Here is a 12746-nt window from a genome sequence, read left to right as displayed (position 1 = left end):
ATCCGTCTCCGTCATTCTCGTCAACATCGCCGACCTCCGAACCAGCCGGCATTCCATGAATCACATCGAGTCTCTTGGCGGAATCCTCAAACCGATACCTGAGTCAATTCGTCCACACTGCCTAGGGCGGCAGGACTCGGTCTGCGCCCTCCTGACCGCATGCCCTCGACAGCACGGTCCGGCCTTGCCAAGGTGCCCGCATGGACGATCTTGGCCCGACCGAACTCCGGCTGATGCAGGGCCTGGCCCAGCAGGTGACCGCGCTGCGGCCGGAGCTGCTGAACGGCGACGCGACCGTTGGCGAGCTGGCCTGGGTCTGGGCCAAGGATGTCGACGCGCTCAGCCGGTTCTGGCGGCACCGATTGTGGTTCGTCGACGGCCGGCTGGCCGCGTGGGGCTGGGCGCATCTGCCTCACCGGGTCCCGCGCGGCGACGGGACGTTCCGTGAGGCCAAGGCGGCCAACCTGATCTGGCAGGCGCATCCGGACCGGCCGGAGCTGCTGGCCGGGATCCTGGACTGGTACGACGATGTGGCCGGCGGCGTCGACCGGTTGCTGACGGTACAGTCCGCGGATGTGCAGGCGCATCCCATCGTCGCCGCGCACGGATACGCATTCGATGCGGAAGCCGGTTCGGATGACGGGTCCTGGGTGCAGTTCAATGTGCGGGAGCTGACGGACGTGCCGGATCCGGTGCTGCCCGAGGGATTCCGGTTTCTGGCGGCCGAGGACGTCTCGGCGGCGGACGCGGTCAAGGCGCATCGGGCCGCGTGGCATCCGGCCAGTCTCACCGAGAGGGCGTTCGAGCGGGTCCGGCAGACCTGGCCGTATCGGGCCGATCTGCATCCGCTGATCGCGGCACCGGACGGCACCTTGGCCGCGACCGCGATCATCTGGCTGGACGAGTCGACGCAAACCGCCGAATTCGAGCCCGTCGGCACACACCGGGACTTCCGGCGACGGGGCTTGGGCACCGCGTTGCAGCTGCACGGCATGCATCTGGCCAGGGCGGCCGGCGCGAACCGCATGCTGGTCGCCTGCCTTGGCGCGCCGGCGCACCCGGCCGCCCGGACCCTGTATTACGGCGTCGGCTTTCGCCAACTGACCCGGGATCTGCCGCAGATCAAGGTCGCGAGATAAAGCCCGGAGCGGGTATTGTTTTTGTGATCACATATTTTGACACCGCCGCCAGACACCGCGGATGGCCACGACATCTCCCCAGAAAATCCGCCATTTTGTAGAGAGATGGCCTCGACCAGAGGTTGACAGCCCCCATACCCCAAGGCAATGTGATCACAATTCGATGACGCAGGGGATCCGGAGTGCTCGATAGCCAGTCAAGCCAGCAGCACGGCCCTCGCGGGAGCGTCGCTGCGATATCCGCCGTTGCCCACCGGGTCCTCGCCGAAGAGACTGCGACCTTCGTCGACCGGCACCCCCGCAGCAAAGCCCTGTTCGACGACACCTCGTCCGGCTTCCTCAACCAGGTGCCGCTGCATTGGATGCGCGATTGGCCGATGCCGTTCCCGATGGCGCTGTCCACCGCCAGCGGCAGCGACGTGACCGATATCGACGGCAACGCTGCCGTCGACTTCTGCCTCGGCGATACCGGCGCCATGTTCGGGCATGGGCCGGGGGCCATTCTCGAAGCGCTGGCGCGGACGGCCGAGATCGGCCTCACCACCATGCTGCCCTCCGGGGATGTCGGCGTGGTCGGCCGCCTCCTGTCGCAGACCTTCGGCCTGTCGCGGTGGCAGGTGACGGCCACGGCCAGCGATGCCAACCGCTTCGCCTTCCGGGTCGCCCGCGCCGTCACGGGCCGGCGCAAGATCCTGGTGTTCGACGGCTGCTACCATGGCGCGGCCGACGAGACGCTGGTCGACCTCGTGGACGGGCGGACGGTCGGCCGGGAGAACCTGCTGGGCCAGGCGGTCGATCTGGCCGAGACCACGGTCTGCATCCCCTTCAACGACCTGCCCGCCCTCGAAACCGTGCTGGCGACGGGTGAGATCGCGTGCGTCGTCGCCGAGCCGGTGATGACCAATTGCGGCATGATCCTGCCGCAGGCCGGATTCCACACAGCGCTGCGCGAGCTGACCCGGGCGCACGGAACGCTGCTGCACATCGACGAGACGCACACGATCTCGACCGGGCTCGGCGGCTACACGAAGACCCATGGGCTCGAGCCCGACATCCTCGTCGTCGGCAAGCCCGTCGGCGGCGGCGTGCCCGTGGCGGTCTGGGGCATGACCGAGGCGATCGCGGGCCGGCTCGACGCGGTCCGGGCCCGCAAGAGCGGCATCGGCCATTCCGGCATCGGCACGACGCTGTCGGGAAGCGCGCTGCAGCTGGCGTGCCTGCGGGCGTGCCTGGAGACGGTCATGACCGGCGCGGCGTATGCGACGATGAACAGGCTCGCCGACCAGGTCGAAGCGGGGTTCTCCGCCGCGATCGGCAGCGCCGGACTGCCGTGGCATGTCAGCCGCGTCGGCGCCAGGCTGGAGGTCGTGTTCGCGCCCAGCCTCGTCAGGAATGCGGCCGAAGCCCGCGCCGCGGCCATTCCCGTGGTGCAGAAGGCGATTCATCTCGCGCTGCTCAACCGCGGCTATCTGCTGACCCCGTTCCACAACATGGTCCTGGTGGCGCCGACGACCTCCGAACCGCAGGTGACGGGGCTGGTCGCCGGCTTCGGGCAGGTCCTGTCGCGATTGACGGCCACGGCGGTGGCCAAGTGAGCGGTGCCCGGCCCATCGGCGCCGCACCGATCGAGGAAGCCGAGGCCTTCCTGGCGAAGCATGACGGCATCGCGGCCTTCGACCTCGTGCTGATCGATGCCAACGGCGTGGCGCGCGGCAAGATCATCCGGCGGCACGAGCTCCTGTCGCTCTACCGCTCCGGCCGCCACCTGCCGGGGTCGATCCTGGGCCTCGACATCTCCGGCGCCGATGTCGAGGAGACCGGGCTGGTGTGGGATGACGGCGATGCCGACCGCCTGGCCTGGCCCATTCCGGGGTCCCTTGTGGAGCTGCCCTGGACCTCGCCCCGGCGCGGCGAAGTCCGGGTCAGCCTGTATGAGCTCGACGGCTCGCCGATGGCGGCCGACCCGCGCCACGCTTTGGCGGGCCAGATCGAGCGGTGCCGATCGGTGGGCCTGTCCCCCGTCCTGGCATTCGAGCTGGAGTTCTATCTCCTCGACGCGGAACCCGACGCCCTCGGCAAGCCGAGGGCCGCGCGGATGCCGCTGACGGGAGAGCATCCGCGGGGAAACCAGGTCTACAGCGTGGACGCGCTCGACCAGCTAACCCCCTTCACCGAAGCGCTCTACGACTGCGCCGCGGTGCAGACGCTGCCGGTCGAGACGCTGATCTCGGAATACGCGCCCGGCCAGTATGAGCTGACCCTGCGCCATCGTGACGACGGCCTGCGCGCGGCGGATGACCTGGTGATGCTCAAGCGCCTGGTCCGGGGCCTGGCACTGCGCCATGGCATGCGGGCCAACTTCATGGCCAAGCCCTTCGCCGATCGCGCCGGCTCCGGCATGCATCTGCACGCCAGCCTGGCGGACCCGTCGGGCCGCAACCTGTTCGCCGACGCGGGCGACGATCTGGCGCCGCTGCTGCGGCAGGCGATCGCCGGCGTGCAGCAGACCATGGCGGAGTCGATGCTGGTGTTCGCCCCCAACCTCAACTCCTGGCGCCGGTTTGCCCGCAACAGCTACGCCCCGACGGCCCCGACCTGGGGGCGCAACAACCGCAGCGTCGCGATCAGGGTGCCCGCCGGCAGCCCGGCGAACCGGCATTTCGAGCATCGCTCGCCCAGCGTCGACGCCAACCCCTATCTGGTGGCGGCGACGGTTCTCGCCGGCATGCGCCACGGGATCCGGAACCAGCTTCAGCCGGATGCGGAGGCGTCCTCCTACAGCAGCGGCGACGACGGCGCCCTGCCGCCCGACTGGCGATCGGCGATCGAGCGGGCCGCCGGGTCCGGCTTCATCAAGGACGCGCTGGGCGAGCGGCTCGCCGCCGTCTTCGTCGCGCTCAAGCGAGCCGAATATGTCCGCTTCGCCGCCGAGGTGACCGCGGAAGAGTTCGCCTATTATGGAGGCGTCATATGACGGCAGGCCGCCACGTCGTTGTCGTCGGCGGGGCCGGCGGCATGGGGATCGAGATCGCCAGGGCCTTCGCCGCCGCGGGCGACAGGATCACCATCGCCGATCTGCCGGGGGACCGCACCCTGGCCGCCGCGGCCGTGCTGGCGGAGATCAAGGCCGACGGCACCGTGATCGAGCTCGACATTCGATCGGTCGAGCAATGCCGCCGCGCGGTCGAGCGGGCGGCGGCCTGGGGCAACGGCATCGACGTGCTGGTCAACGCCGCCGGGGTCTGGCTGGAAGGCCCCTCGGCGAAGGTCGCGGAGGACGAATGGGACCGCGTCCTCGACGTCAATCTCAAGGGCGCCTTCTTCATGATCTCGGCGGCCATTCCCCATCTGGTGCGGTCGCGCGGCGCGGTGGTGAACATCGCATCGGATGCCGGCCTGGTCGGCAACAATGGCGCTGCCGTCTACTGCGCCTCGAAGGGCGGGCTTGTGCTCCTGACCAAGGCCCTGGCGCTCGAGCTGGCACCGCAAGGTGTCCGGGTCAACGCCGTCTGCCCGGCCGACGTGGCGACGCCCATGCTGGACCGGCAGGCCGAGATCTATGGCGGCGGCGACCAGGACGGCTATCGGGCCAATCTGCTCAAGCACTATCCCCAGGGCCGGTCGGCACGCTTCATCCGGGCCGAGGAAGTGGCCCGGCTGGTGCAGTTCCTGTGCGAGGACAAGGCGGCACCGATCACGGGGGTCGCGCTGCCGATCGATTTCGGCGTCACCGCCGGCTACTGAGACGTCTTCGAGAACCCGGAAGGCCGATGCGATGACCGTCTTCACCACAGCCCTCGTCACCGGCGCCGGCGCCAGGGACGGCATCGGCATCGCGATCGCGCGCAGGCTCGCGGACCGGGGCCTCACCATCTTCATCACCGGGGCGACCGACCGCATCCATGCCCGCGCCGCGGAACTGCGGGCGGAAGGCCTCGACGTGACCTCCTGCACGGCGGACCTGACCAAGGCTGCCGAAGTCTCACGCCTGCGCCAGGAGGTGGGAGCCGTCGATATCCTGGTCAACAATGCGGGCATGGGATCGGTGGCCGCGCCTGCCATGCAGCGCCCGTTCCTGGAACTGGACGAAGCCGACTGGGACGCCGGGATCGATGTCAGCCTCAAGACGGCGTTCCTGGTGACGCGCGCCTTCCTCGGCGCGATGACGGAAAGCGGGCGGGGCGGCCGCATCGTCAATGTCGCGTCCGTGACGGGTCCCCTGGTCTCCAATCCGGGGGAGGCGGCGTATTCGGCGGCGAAAGCCGGGATGGTGGGGCTGACCCACGCGTTGGCCCTCGAGGTCGCCCGCTACGGAGTGACCGCAAATGCGGTCGCGCCGGGCTGGATCGAGACCGGGTCCTCGACGGAGGAAGAGCGGATCGCCGCCCGGCACACGCCGCCCGGCCGGGCGGGGACACCCGACGAGGTGGCGGCGGCCGTCGCCTTCCTGGCGTCGGCCGAAGCGAGCTATGTGAACGGCTCGCTGCTTGTCGTGGACGGCGGCAACATCCTGCAGGAACGCAAGGTGGGCTGAGCGCCTACCGGTCGATGCCGGCGATGAAGCGGCGCACCCGGTCCGGGTCGACCGGGTTCCACCACACGCCGTCCCGCTTCAGCGCGCTGGCGACGATGCGCTGGCCGAAGATCGTGTACTGGGAATTGGATCTTGAAGCTCTCCGGACGGGCCGCGAGAGGATTGAGAGCTTCTCGGGCCGGCACCCCCTCGTGGATTGACATCATCAACATCCAAGGGAACTATCCGTCGATGATGACAAGGTTGCGCATCGGGGTGGACTTCAACACCTGTGATCCAGATGGGGCCGTGTGGATACCGGCGGAAAATGATCCGGCGTTTCGCGCCGGGATGCCGGTGACGGTCTTTTGTTTGGAACCCAGCGACGTATTCGAATTCGATGGCGTGCTGGAGCAGCGCTCCTGGGGCTCGCCGCCCAATTGGTATTGGGTGGCGATAGTCGATGAGAACACCTACCGCAGATGTGACTAGCCGTGCTGTCGTGGCCCGGTGCCTCTCCTCCCTTCCGATCTGGATCTATGGTGCACCACTCAGGTGCTCATGATGCAGCACCGCAAGAGGGCGATCGCCGCCCTCACCGGTCGATGCTTGCAATGAAGCTGCGGACGCGGGCCGGGTCGACCGGGTTCCACCACACCCCGTCCCGCTTCAGCGCGCTGGCGACGATCACTGCGTCGACCACGCTCAGGATGGCGTTGACGTTCTCCGGCGTCACGCCGCTGCCGACCAGCGAGGGCAGCGTGGTGGCCCCGGCGATGGTGCGGATGTAATCGAGGTCGGCGGCGTGGCCGGTGCGCTGGCCGGTGGCGATCACCGCATCGGCATCGAAGAATTCGACATCCCGCACCAGCTCCTCCACCGAGCGGTCGCCGGTGATGGCGTGGGCGCCGTGCTTGACATGGGCGTCGGCGAAGACGCGGATGCCGTCGGCCCGCAGCCGGGCGCGGTAGCGCAGGGCCCGCGCCGCCTCGCCTTCGACGAAGCCTTCATTGGCGACATAGGCGTTGGCCCATTGGTTCACCCGGATGAAGGCCGCCTGGGCCGCCGAAGCGATGGCGAAGGCAGGGATCGCGGCGTTGGCCAGCACGTTGATGCCGATCGGCTTGCCGAACTGGCGCCGGATGCGGTCGGCGATCACCGCCATGTGCGATGCCGTCTCCGGCCCGATGTCGTCCGGCTTGGAGAACGGGATGTCGCCGTGGTTCTCGACGATCAGCCCGTCGCAGCCGCCGGCCAGATAGGCCTCGGCATCCGCCATGGCCCGGTCGATGATCGGGTCCACCCCGCCGCCGCGGTACTGCGGCGCGCCCGGCAGCGCCAGCAGGTGGACGACGCCGATCACCGCCTTGGTCCGGCCGAAGATGTCGCGGATGGCGTGGCCACGGGTCTCGGCGACGGCTTTGGTCTCGGTCATCGCTCGGCCCCTCCTCGGGCCAGGGATGCGGGCAGGATCGCTGCGATCTCCGCCCGTGTCGGAAAGGAAGACAGGACGCCCGGCCGGGTCACGCCGATGGCAGCGGCCTGGATGGCCGTGGGCAGCGCCGTCTCGATCGCGGCGCCGAGGTCGAGCAGCCCGGCCAGCACGCCGCACAGCAGGTCGCCGGCACCGACGGTGTCGACCGCCGTCACCGCGGGTGCGGCAAAGTCTCGCCGCCCTTCCGCCGTGACCAGCGACGCGCCGGCGGCCCCGAGGGTGACCACGACCATGGGCACGCCGCGGCGCAGCAGGGTCTGCGCCGCCCGGTGCGGGTCGGGGTCGCCGCCCAGCCGGCAGGCCTCGCCCCGATTGACCACCAGCAGGTCGGTCAGCGGCAGCACCGCGGCGTAGGAATCGCGGATCGGCGACGGGTTCAGCACGGTGCCGGCGCCGCGCTTGCGGGCCAGGGCGAAGCCGTCGCGCACCGCCGCGATGCGCAGGTTGCCCTGCATCAGCAGCAGGTCGCCGGCCTTCAGCGCCGTGTCGAGATCGGTGCCCTGCGGCGGGTCGAAGCGGTCGGCGCAGGCGGTGACGCTGACGATGGTGTTCTCGCCGGCGGCATCGACCTGGATCATCGACCGGTCGGTCGGACAATCGAGCCGGACCAGCCCGGCGGCGTCGATCCCCTCCGCCGCCAGCCGTTCCGCCACCGCCTCGCCCGGCCGGTCCGAGCCGACCGCGGCGAGCAGCCGGACCCGGGCGCCGGTGCGCGCCGCGGCGACCGCCTGGTTCAGCCCCTTCCCGCCCAGATCCTCTGCCACGCCGTCGGCCACCATCGTCTCCCCCGGCTCCGGGAAGCGCTGCAGCCGATAGAGGGTGTCGAGACAGGCATTGCCGACGACGTGGACGGTCATGGCGGACGGACTACGCCTTCCCGATCGTCCAGGCCAGGGCCTGCGACCACAGGCGGCCATAGCCGTCCCAGGCGGCGAAGTCCGGCGGCAGCCAGTGCGGCCCGATGTCGGAGGTCCAGGCCAGGGTGCGGCCCTGCCCGTATTCCCCGACCACCAGCAGCGGCAGGTCGCCGTATTCCGCGCCGACCGTGGCCAGCACCTGCGCCCCCGGCTTCGGCTTGACCTCGTTGAAGCCGAGCAGCGCCGGCCAGGGGCCCGGCAGCCCGGCCAGGATCGGGTGGTCGGCGACGAGCCTGGGGTCGAAGCCCTCCGGCACCTCGACCCGGTCGTCGACCGGCAGGATCTCCACCGGCAGCACCTCCTCCACCGCGGTCTTGTGGAAGCGGGCGCCGCCATTGATGCCCTGGAAGCTGTAATAGCCGCCGAACATCAAGAGGCCGCCGCCGCCGCGGACATAGTCGCGCAGCAGCTTCAGCCGGTTCGGCGTGCGCTTGCTGTGCACCCAGGTGTCGGGGTGCAGCAGCAGCGTGTTGGCGCCGATGTCGGACAGGATCACCGCTTCATAGGCCTGCAGGCCCTCCAGCGACTGCGGGAAGTCGCGCTGCGCCAGATGCGCCGGCATGTAGTGGATGTCGAAGGGCGAGTCCTTCAGCGCCTCCAAGAGCGGCTCGGCGCCCTGGTGGTAGGTCACGGTCGGGAACTGGTCGAAGCCCTTGATGTGGGTCGCGGTCGAGACCCAGGATTCGCCCGCCAGCAGGATCTTGTGCTTCGCCATTGCTCAGGCCTTGGTGTTGTGGGCGGCGGAGAAGACGCGCCGCGGATTGTCGATCAGCAGCCGGTCGATCGTCGCGCGATCGACGCCGTGCCGGCGCAGCCGCGGCACGAAATGCTTCAGGATGTAGCCGTAGCCGAAGCCGCCGTAGCGGGTCAGCATCATCTTCAGGAACACGTCCTGCGACAGCAGCAGCCGGTCTTCATGGCCGGACTCGATCAGGCTGACGATCGCCCGGGCGTTCTCCTCGTCGCTCGGCGACTGCGCCTTCTGGTCGGCGTAGTAGTAGTCCATGCCGATCATGTCGTATTCCAGGAAGGCGCCGCGGTCGGCCAGCGCCCTCTGATACGGCAGATCGGCATGGCTCGGGTTCATGTGGCACAGCACGGTGTGCCGCAGATCCGCCCCCTCCTCCTCGATCACGTCCAGCACGCGATGGGCCAGCCTTTCCCACCCCGGCAGGTGGATCGACAGCGGCACCCCGGTGCGGCGCGCGGCGCGGGCGGCGCCGCGCAGCGACTTCTCCTCCTCGGCCGTGAAGTCCTTGCTGACGCCGATCTCGCCGATCAGCCCGGCCGGGATCACCGGCGCGTCGTCATCCTCCGGCGGCGGCGCCCCGCCGACGTCGCGCACGATCATCTCGGCGATGATGTCGGCGTCCATGGTCCGCACCTCCTCCGGATGCGACTGGCCGAGGTAGTAGCCGGAGCCCATGACGATGTTCAGCCCGGTGCGGCGGCTGATGCGCTGCAGCGCCTCCGGGTCGCGGCCGATGCCCAGGCAGGTCGGGTCGACCACGGTGGCGCCGCCCAGCTCGGTGAACTTGCCCAGTTCCTCCACCGCCAGGTCGGTGTCGAGCAGGAAGCAGTTGTCCCGGTTCAGGAACGGGTTCATCCGCAGCTCGCCGATCATGGTGATGTCGATCGGCTTCTCGGCCAGGGCGATGTGGCTGGCGCAGCAGGGCCGGCGCCACCAGCTGGAGGTGTCGAGCAGGATGTGCTCATGCATCAGGGTCACGCCCATCGCCTCGACCGCGATCGGCCCCAGCACGGTCATGACCCGGCCGGAGCGCACGCCGATGGTGTCAGTGGTCGTCATGGTGGGCCTCAGCGGCGGGTCGTGGTCCGGAAGATCCGGAAGTTGAGCCAGATCGCGATCAGGATGATCACGCCCGTGATGATGGGGGTCAGGAACGGCGACATATGCGCCAGGATCAGGCCGTTGCCGATCACGGCCACTGTCAGGGCGCCCAGCACGGTGCCGATCATGGTGCCGCGGCCGCCGAACAGGCTGGTGCCGCCCAGCACCACCGCGGCGATGACGTCGAGCTCGAACCCCGCCCCGGCATTGGCCGAGCCGCTGCCCAGCCGCGCCGCGATCACCACGGCGGCCAGCGCCGCGGCGGCACCGGACAGGACATAGACCAGCAGGGTCACCCGCCGGATGTTCACCCCGGCGCGGCGCACCGCCTCGGCATTGGCGCCGATGCCGGTGACGTAGCGGCCGAACCGGGTCTGGGTGAAGATCAGGATGCCGAGCGCCAGCACCGCGACAGCGATGATCGCCGGCAGCGGCAGCCCGGCCACCCAGCCGCGGCCGATGATGACGAAGGCGCTGCCGGGATCGACCGGGATCGAATAGCCCTGGGTGATCAAGAGGGCCACGCCGCGGATGATGCCGAGCCCGGCCAGGGTGACGATGAAGGCGGGGATGCCCTCATAGGCGATGAAGAAGCCCTGCACCGCACCGATCGCGGCGCCCAGCAGCACCAGCCCCACCAGGGCCAGGGGCCAGGGCACGCCGGCCTGCAGGGCCACCGCCGACAGGGCGCCGATCAGGCCGAGCATCGAACCGACCGACAGGTCGATGCCGCCGGTGGTGATGACGAAGGTCATCGCCGTGGCGACGATCAGCAGCGGCGCGCTCTGGCGCAGGATGTTGAGGATGTTGGCCTCGGTCAGGAAGGCATCCGTGACCAGGCCGAACAGGATGCAGACCGCCAGGAAGAACAGGAAGATGCTGGCGACACCGCCATTGGCCATCACCTGGTGGCGCAGCCCCGGCGGCCGGTCGGCCTTCCCGGTGCCGCTCCGGTCCTCGGTCATTGCAGTGCTCCCTGCCGCGCTCATGCCCGCGCCTCCGGACCCGCGGCCATGCGGGCCGAGCGGGCGGTGAATTTCCGGCCGACGATCAGGTCGACGACCTCCTCGATATTGGTGTCGGCGATCTGGCGCTCGGCGATGGCGCGGCCCTCATACATCACCTGGACCCGGTCGCAGACCAGGAACAGGTCCTGCAGCCGGTGGGTGATCAGGATGACGCTGACGCCGCGGGCGCTGACGGTGCGGATCAGCTCCAGCACCGCCTCGACCTCGGCCACGGCCAGGGCCGCCGTCGGCTCGTCCATGATCAGCACCTTGGGGTCGAAGGAGGCGGCGCGGCCGATGGCGATGCTCTGGCGCTGGCCGCCCGACAGGTTCTCGACCTTCAGCCAGGTGTTGGGGATGCGGATGCCCAGCCCGTCCAGCATCGTCCGCGCCTCGGCATGCATCCGGCCCTTGTCGAGGAAGGACAGGCCGAAGGCGCCGCGCCGCGGCTCGCGCCCCAGGAACAAATTGCCGGCGACGTCGACCGTGTCGCACAGCGACAGGTCCTGGTAGACCATTTCGACATGGTGCCGGCGGGCATCGGCCGGGCTGTCGAACCGCACCGCGGCGCCGTCGATCTCGATCGTGCCGGCATCCGGGACCACGGCGCCGGACAGCACCTTGCTCAGCGTCGACTTGCCGGCGCCGTTGTCGCCGACCAGCCCCAGCACCTCGCCGCGGCGCAGGGTCAGGTCGACATTCTCGAGCGTCTGGATCGCGCCGTAGCGCTTGCAGATGCCGCTCATGCGGACGCGGACGGGTTCGTCCAACGGTCCCTCCATGCTTGATCGCTGCGTCGGCGGCTGCCCCTCCGGGCGAAGGGGCAGCCTCGGCAGGTTACTTGAACATGCCGCGGAACTGGTCGACGTTCGCCTTGGTGACGATGGTGACCGGCACGTTGATGATCGCCGGCACGGTCTCGCCCTTCTTCAGCTTCAGCAGGCTCTCGACCGCGACCTTGCCCTCGGTGGCCGGGTCCTGCTGGACCACCGCGGCGACCCAGCCGGCGTCGATGCCGGCGATCGCCTGGGCGGTCAGGTCCCAGCCGAACACCTTGATGTCGCCGGTGCGGCCCTGGCTGGTGACGGCGGAAACGGCACCGATCAGCGCCGGCTCGCCGGTGGCGTAGAGCGCGGTCATGGCCGGGTTGGCGGTCATCAGGTTCTCCGACGCCGTCAGGGCGACGTCCTGGACGTTCTGGCCATCCACCGTGTCGACGATCTCGACCTTCACCCCCGACGCCGTAAGCGCCTTCTTGAACCCGTCCAGCCGCTGGTTCTGGATGAAGGAGTTCAGCGCGCCGATGACGCCGAGCTTGGCGCTGCCGCCCATCTGCGCCTTCACATACTCGGCGGTGTGCTTGCCGATCTCCTCGCCGGCCTTGAGGTTGTCGACGCCGACAAAGGCGGCGTTGTCGCCGTCCGGGATCTGGGCGTCGACCGCGATCACCGGGATGCCGGCCTGCTTGGCCGCGGTGATCGCCGGCTTCACGCCGTTGACGTCGATCGCCACCAGGACGATGCCGTCGACCTTCTGGGTGATGTAATTCTCGATCGCGTCGTTCTGGGCGCTGGGCACGTTGTTGGCGTTGAAGATCACCAGCTTGGCGCCGGCGGCGTCGGCCGCCTTCTGCGCGCCCTGGTTGATCTGGTTGAAGAACAGGGCCTGCTGGTTGATCGTCACCAGCGCGATGGTCTCGGCCTGTGCCTGGGCGGTGAAGGCCAGCATCGCCGCCAGCGCCGCGGCGGACATCAATGCGTTCAGTCGGGTCATGAAGCTCTCCTCTGGTGCTGTTGTTGTCGCGTTTCTTCCCCGGCGGCAGG

Annotated in this window: 13 protein-coding genes; 6 read left to right on the top strand and 7 right to left on the bottom strand. The window is 69.4% G+C overall.

Annotation, left to right across the window (positions count from 1 at the left end):
- Window positions 1-200: 200 nt before the first annotated feature.
- From ACTOWL_RS26415 to ACTOWL_RS26390, 6 genes are all read left to right on the top strand, one after another.
- On the top strand, window positions 201-1139 hold the full coding sequence (locus ACTOWL_RS26415) for a GNAT family N-acetyltransferase (RefSeq protein WP_441324275.1): 939 nt from the start codon (window positions 201-203) through the stop codon (window positions 1137-1139).
- Between the two features lie 182 nt (window positions 1140-1321).
- A complete protein-coding gene (locus ACTOWL_RS26410; protein ID WP_441324274.1) occupies window positions 1322-2734 on the top strand; it encodes a transaminase in 1413 nt (470 codons plus the stop codon).
- On the top strand, window positions 2731-4113 hold the full coding sequence (locus ACTOWL_RS26405; RefSeq protein WP_441324273.1) for a glutamine synthetase family protein: 1383 nt from the start codon (window positions 2731-2733) through the stop codon (window positions 4111-4113). Before ACTOWL_RS26410 ends, ACTOWL_RS26405 begins: the two co-directional genes overlap by 4 nt.
- On the top strand, window positions 4110-4883 hold the full coding sequence (locus tag ACTOWL_RS26400) for an SDR family NAD(P)-dependent oxidoreductase (RefSeq protein ID WP_441324272.1): 774 nt from the start codon (window positions 4110-4112) through the stop codon (window positions 4881-4883). Before ACTOWL_RS26405 ends, ACTOWL_RS26400 begins: the two co-directional genes overlap by 4 nt.
- A gap of 31 nt (window positions 4884-4914) precedes the next feature.
- On the top strand, window positions 4915-5673 hold the full coding sequence (locus tag ACTOWL_RS26395; RefSeq protein WP_441324271.1) for an SDR family NAD(P)-dependent oxidoreductase: 759 nt from the start codon (window positions 4915-4917) through the stop codon (window positions 5671-5673).
- A 132-nt stretch (window positions 5674-5805) separates the two neighbouring features.
- Window positions 5806-6144, top strand: a complete 339-nt coding sequence (locus ACTOWL_RS26390) for a hypothetical protein (RefSeq protein ID WP_441324270.1) — start codon at window positions 5806-5808, stop codon at window positions 6142-6144.
- A gap of 103 nt (window positions 6145-6247) precedes the next feature.
- On the opposite strand, the gene ACTOWL_RS26385 is transcribed toward ACTOWL_RS26390, so the two are convergent.
- From ACTOWL_RS26385 to ACTOWL_RS26355, 7 genes are all read right to left on the bottom strand, one after another.
- Window positions 6248-7087 carry a BtpA/SgcQ family protein gene (locus ACTOWL_RS26385; RefSeq protein ID WP_441324269.1) on the bottom strand — a complete coding sequence of 280 codons (840 nt, stop codon included), beginning with the start codon at window positions 7085-7087 and terminating at the stop codon, window positions 6248-6250.
- A complete protein-coding gene (locus ACTOWL_RS26380; RefSeq protein ID WP_441324268.1) occupies window positions 7084-8004 on the bottom strand; it encodes a ribokinase in 921 nt (306 codons plus the stop codon). Before ACTOWL_RS26380 ends, ACTOWL_RS26385 begins: the two co-directional genes overlap by 4 nt.
- A gap of 10 nt (window positions 8005-8014) precedes the next feature.
- A complete protein-coding gene (locus ACTOWL_RS26375) occupies window positions 8015-8779 on the bottom strand; it encodes a glutamine amidotransferase (RefSeq protein ID WP_441324267.1) in 765 nt (254 codons plus the stop codon).
- A 3-nt stretch (window positions 8780-8782) separates the two neighbouring features.
- A complete protein-coding gene (locus tag ACTOWL_RS26370; protein ID WP_441324266.1) occupies window positions 8783-9874 on the bottom strand; it encodes a phosphotriesterase family protein in 1092 nt (363 codons plus the stop codon).
- 8 nt (window positions 9875-9882) lie between these two features.
- A complete protein-coding gene (locus tag ACTOWL_RS26365) occupies window positions 9883-10881 on the bottom strand; it encodes an ABC transporter permease (RefSeq protein ID WP_441324265.1) in 999 nt (332 codons plus the stop codon).
- Window positions 10882-10901: 20 nt separating this feature from the next.
- On the bottom strand, window positions 10902-11693 hold the full coding sequence (locus ACTOWL_RS26360) for an ATP-binding cassette domain-containing protein (RefSeq protein WP_441324264.1): 792 nt from the start codon (window positions 11691-11693) through the stop codon (window positions 10902-10904).
- A gap of 67 nt (window positions 11694-11760) precedes the next feature.
- A complete protein-coding gene (locus ACTOWL_RS26355; protein ID WP_441324263.1) occupies window positions 11761-12696 on the bottom strand; it encodes an ABC transporter substrate-binding protein in 936 nt (311 codons plus the stop codon).
- Window positions 12697-12746 lie beyond the last annotated feature (50 nt).

This window comes from Inquilinus sp. CA228, assembly GCF_052078665.1.
In the GTDB taxonomy this organism is placed as follows: Bacteria; Pseudomonadota; Alphaproteobacteria; order DSM-16000; family Inquilinaceae; genus Inquilinus.
Note: the sequence above shows the minus strand (reverse complement) of the source record. Positions and strands in the feature narration are given on the sequence as shown.

What these genes read in the sequence shown, in the direction of transcription:
- ACTOWL_RS26415 (WP_441324275.1), top strand. Translation starts at nt 201, where the DNA reads ATGGACGATCTTGGCCCGACCGAACTCCGGCTGATGCAGGGCCTGGCC.
- ACTOWL_RS26400 (WP_441324272.1), top strand. Translation starts at nt 4,110, where the DNA reads ATGACGGCAGGCCGCCACGTCGTTGTCGTCGGCGGGGCCGGCGGCATG.
- ACTOWL_RS26395 (WP_441324271.1), top strand. Translation starts at nt 4,915, where the DNA reads ATGACCGTCTTCACCACAGCCCTCGTCACCGGCGCCGGCGCCAGGGAC.
- ACTOWL_RS26385 (WP_441324269.1), bottom strand. Translation starts at nt 7,087, where the DNA reads ATGACCGAGACCAAAGCCGTCGCCGAGACCCGTGGCCACGCCATCCGC.
- ACTOWL_RS26380 (WP_441324268.1), bottom strand. Translation starts at nt 8,004, where the DNA reads ATGACCGTCCACGTCGTCGGCAATGCCTGTCTCGACACCCTCTATCGG.
- ACTOWL_RS26375 (WP_441324267.1), bottom strand. Translation starts at nt 8,779, where the DNA reads ATGGCGAAGCACAAGATCCTGCTGGCGGGCGAATCCTGGGTCTCGACC.
- ACTOWL_RS26370 (WP_441324266.1), bottom strand. Translation starts at nt 9,874, where the DNA reads ATGACGACCACTGACACCATCGGCGTGCGCTCCGGCCGGGTCATGACC.
- ACTOWL_RS26365 (WP_441324265.1), bottom strand. Translation starts at nt 10,881, where the DNA reads ATGACCGAGGACCGGAGCGGCACCGGGAAGGCCGACCGGCCGCCGGGG.
- ACTOWL_RS26355 (WP_441324263.1), bottom strand. Translation starts at nt 12,696, where the DNA reads ATGACCCGACTGAACGCATTGATGTCCGCCGCGGCGCTGGCGGCGATG.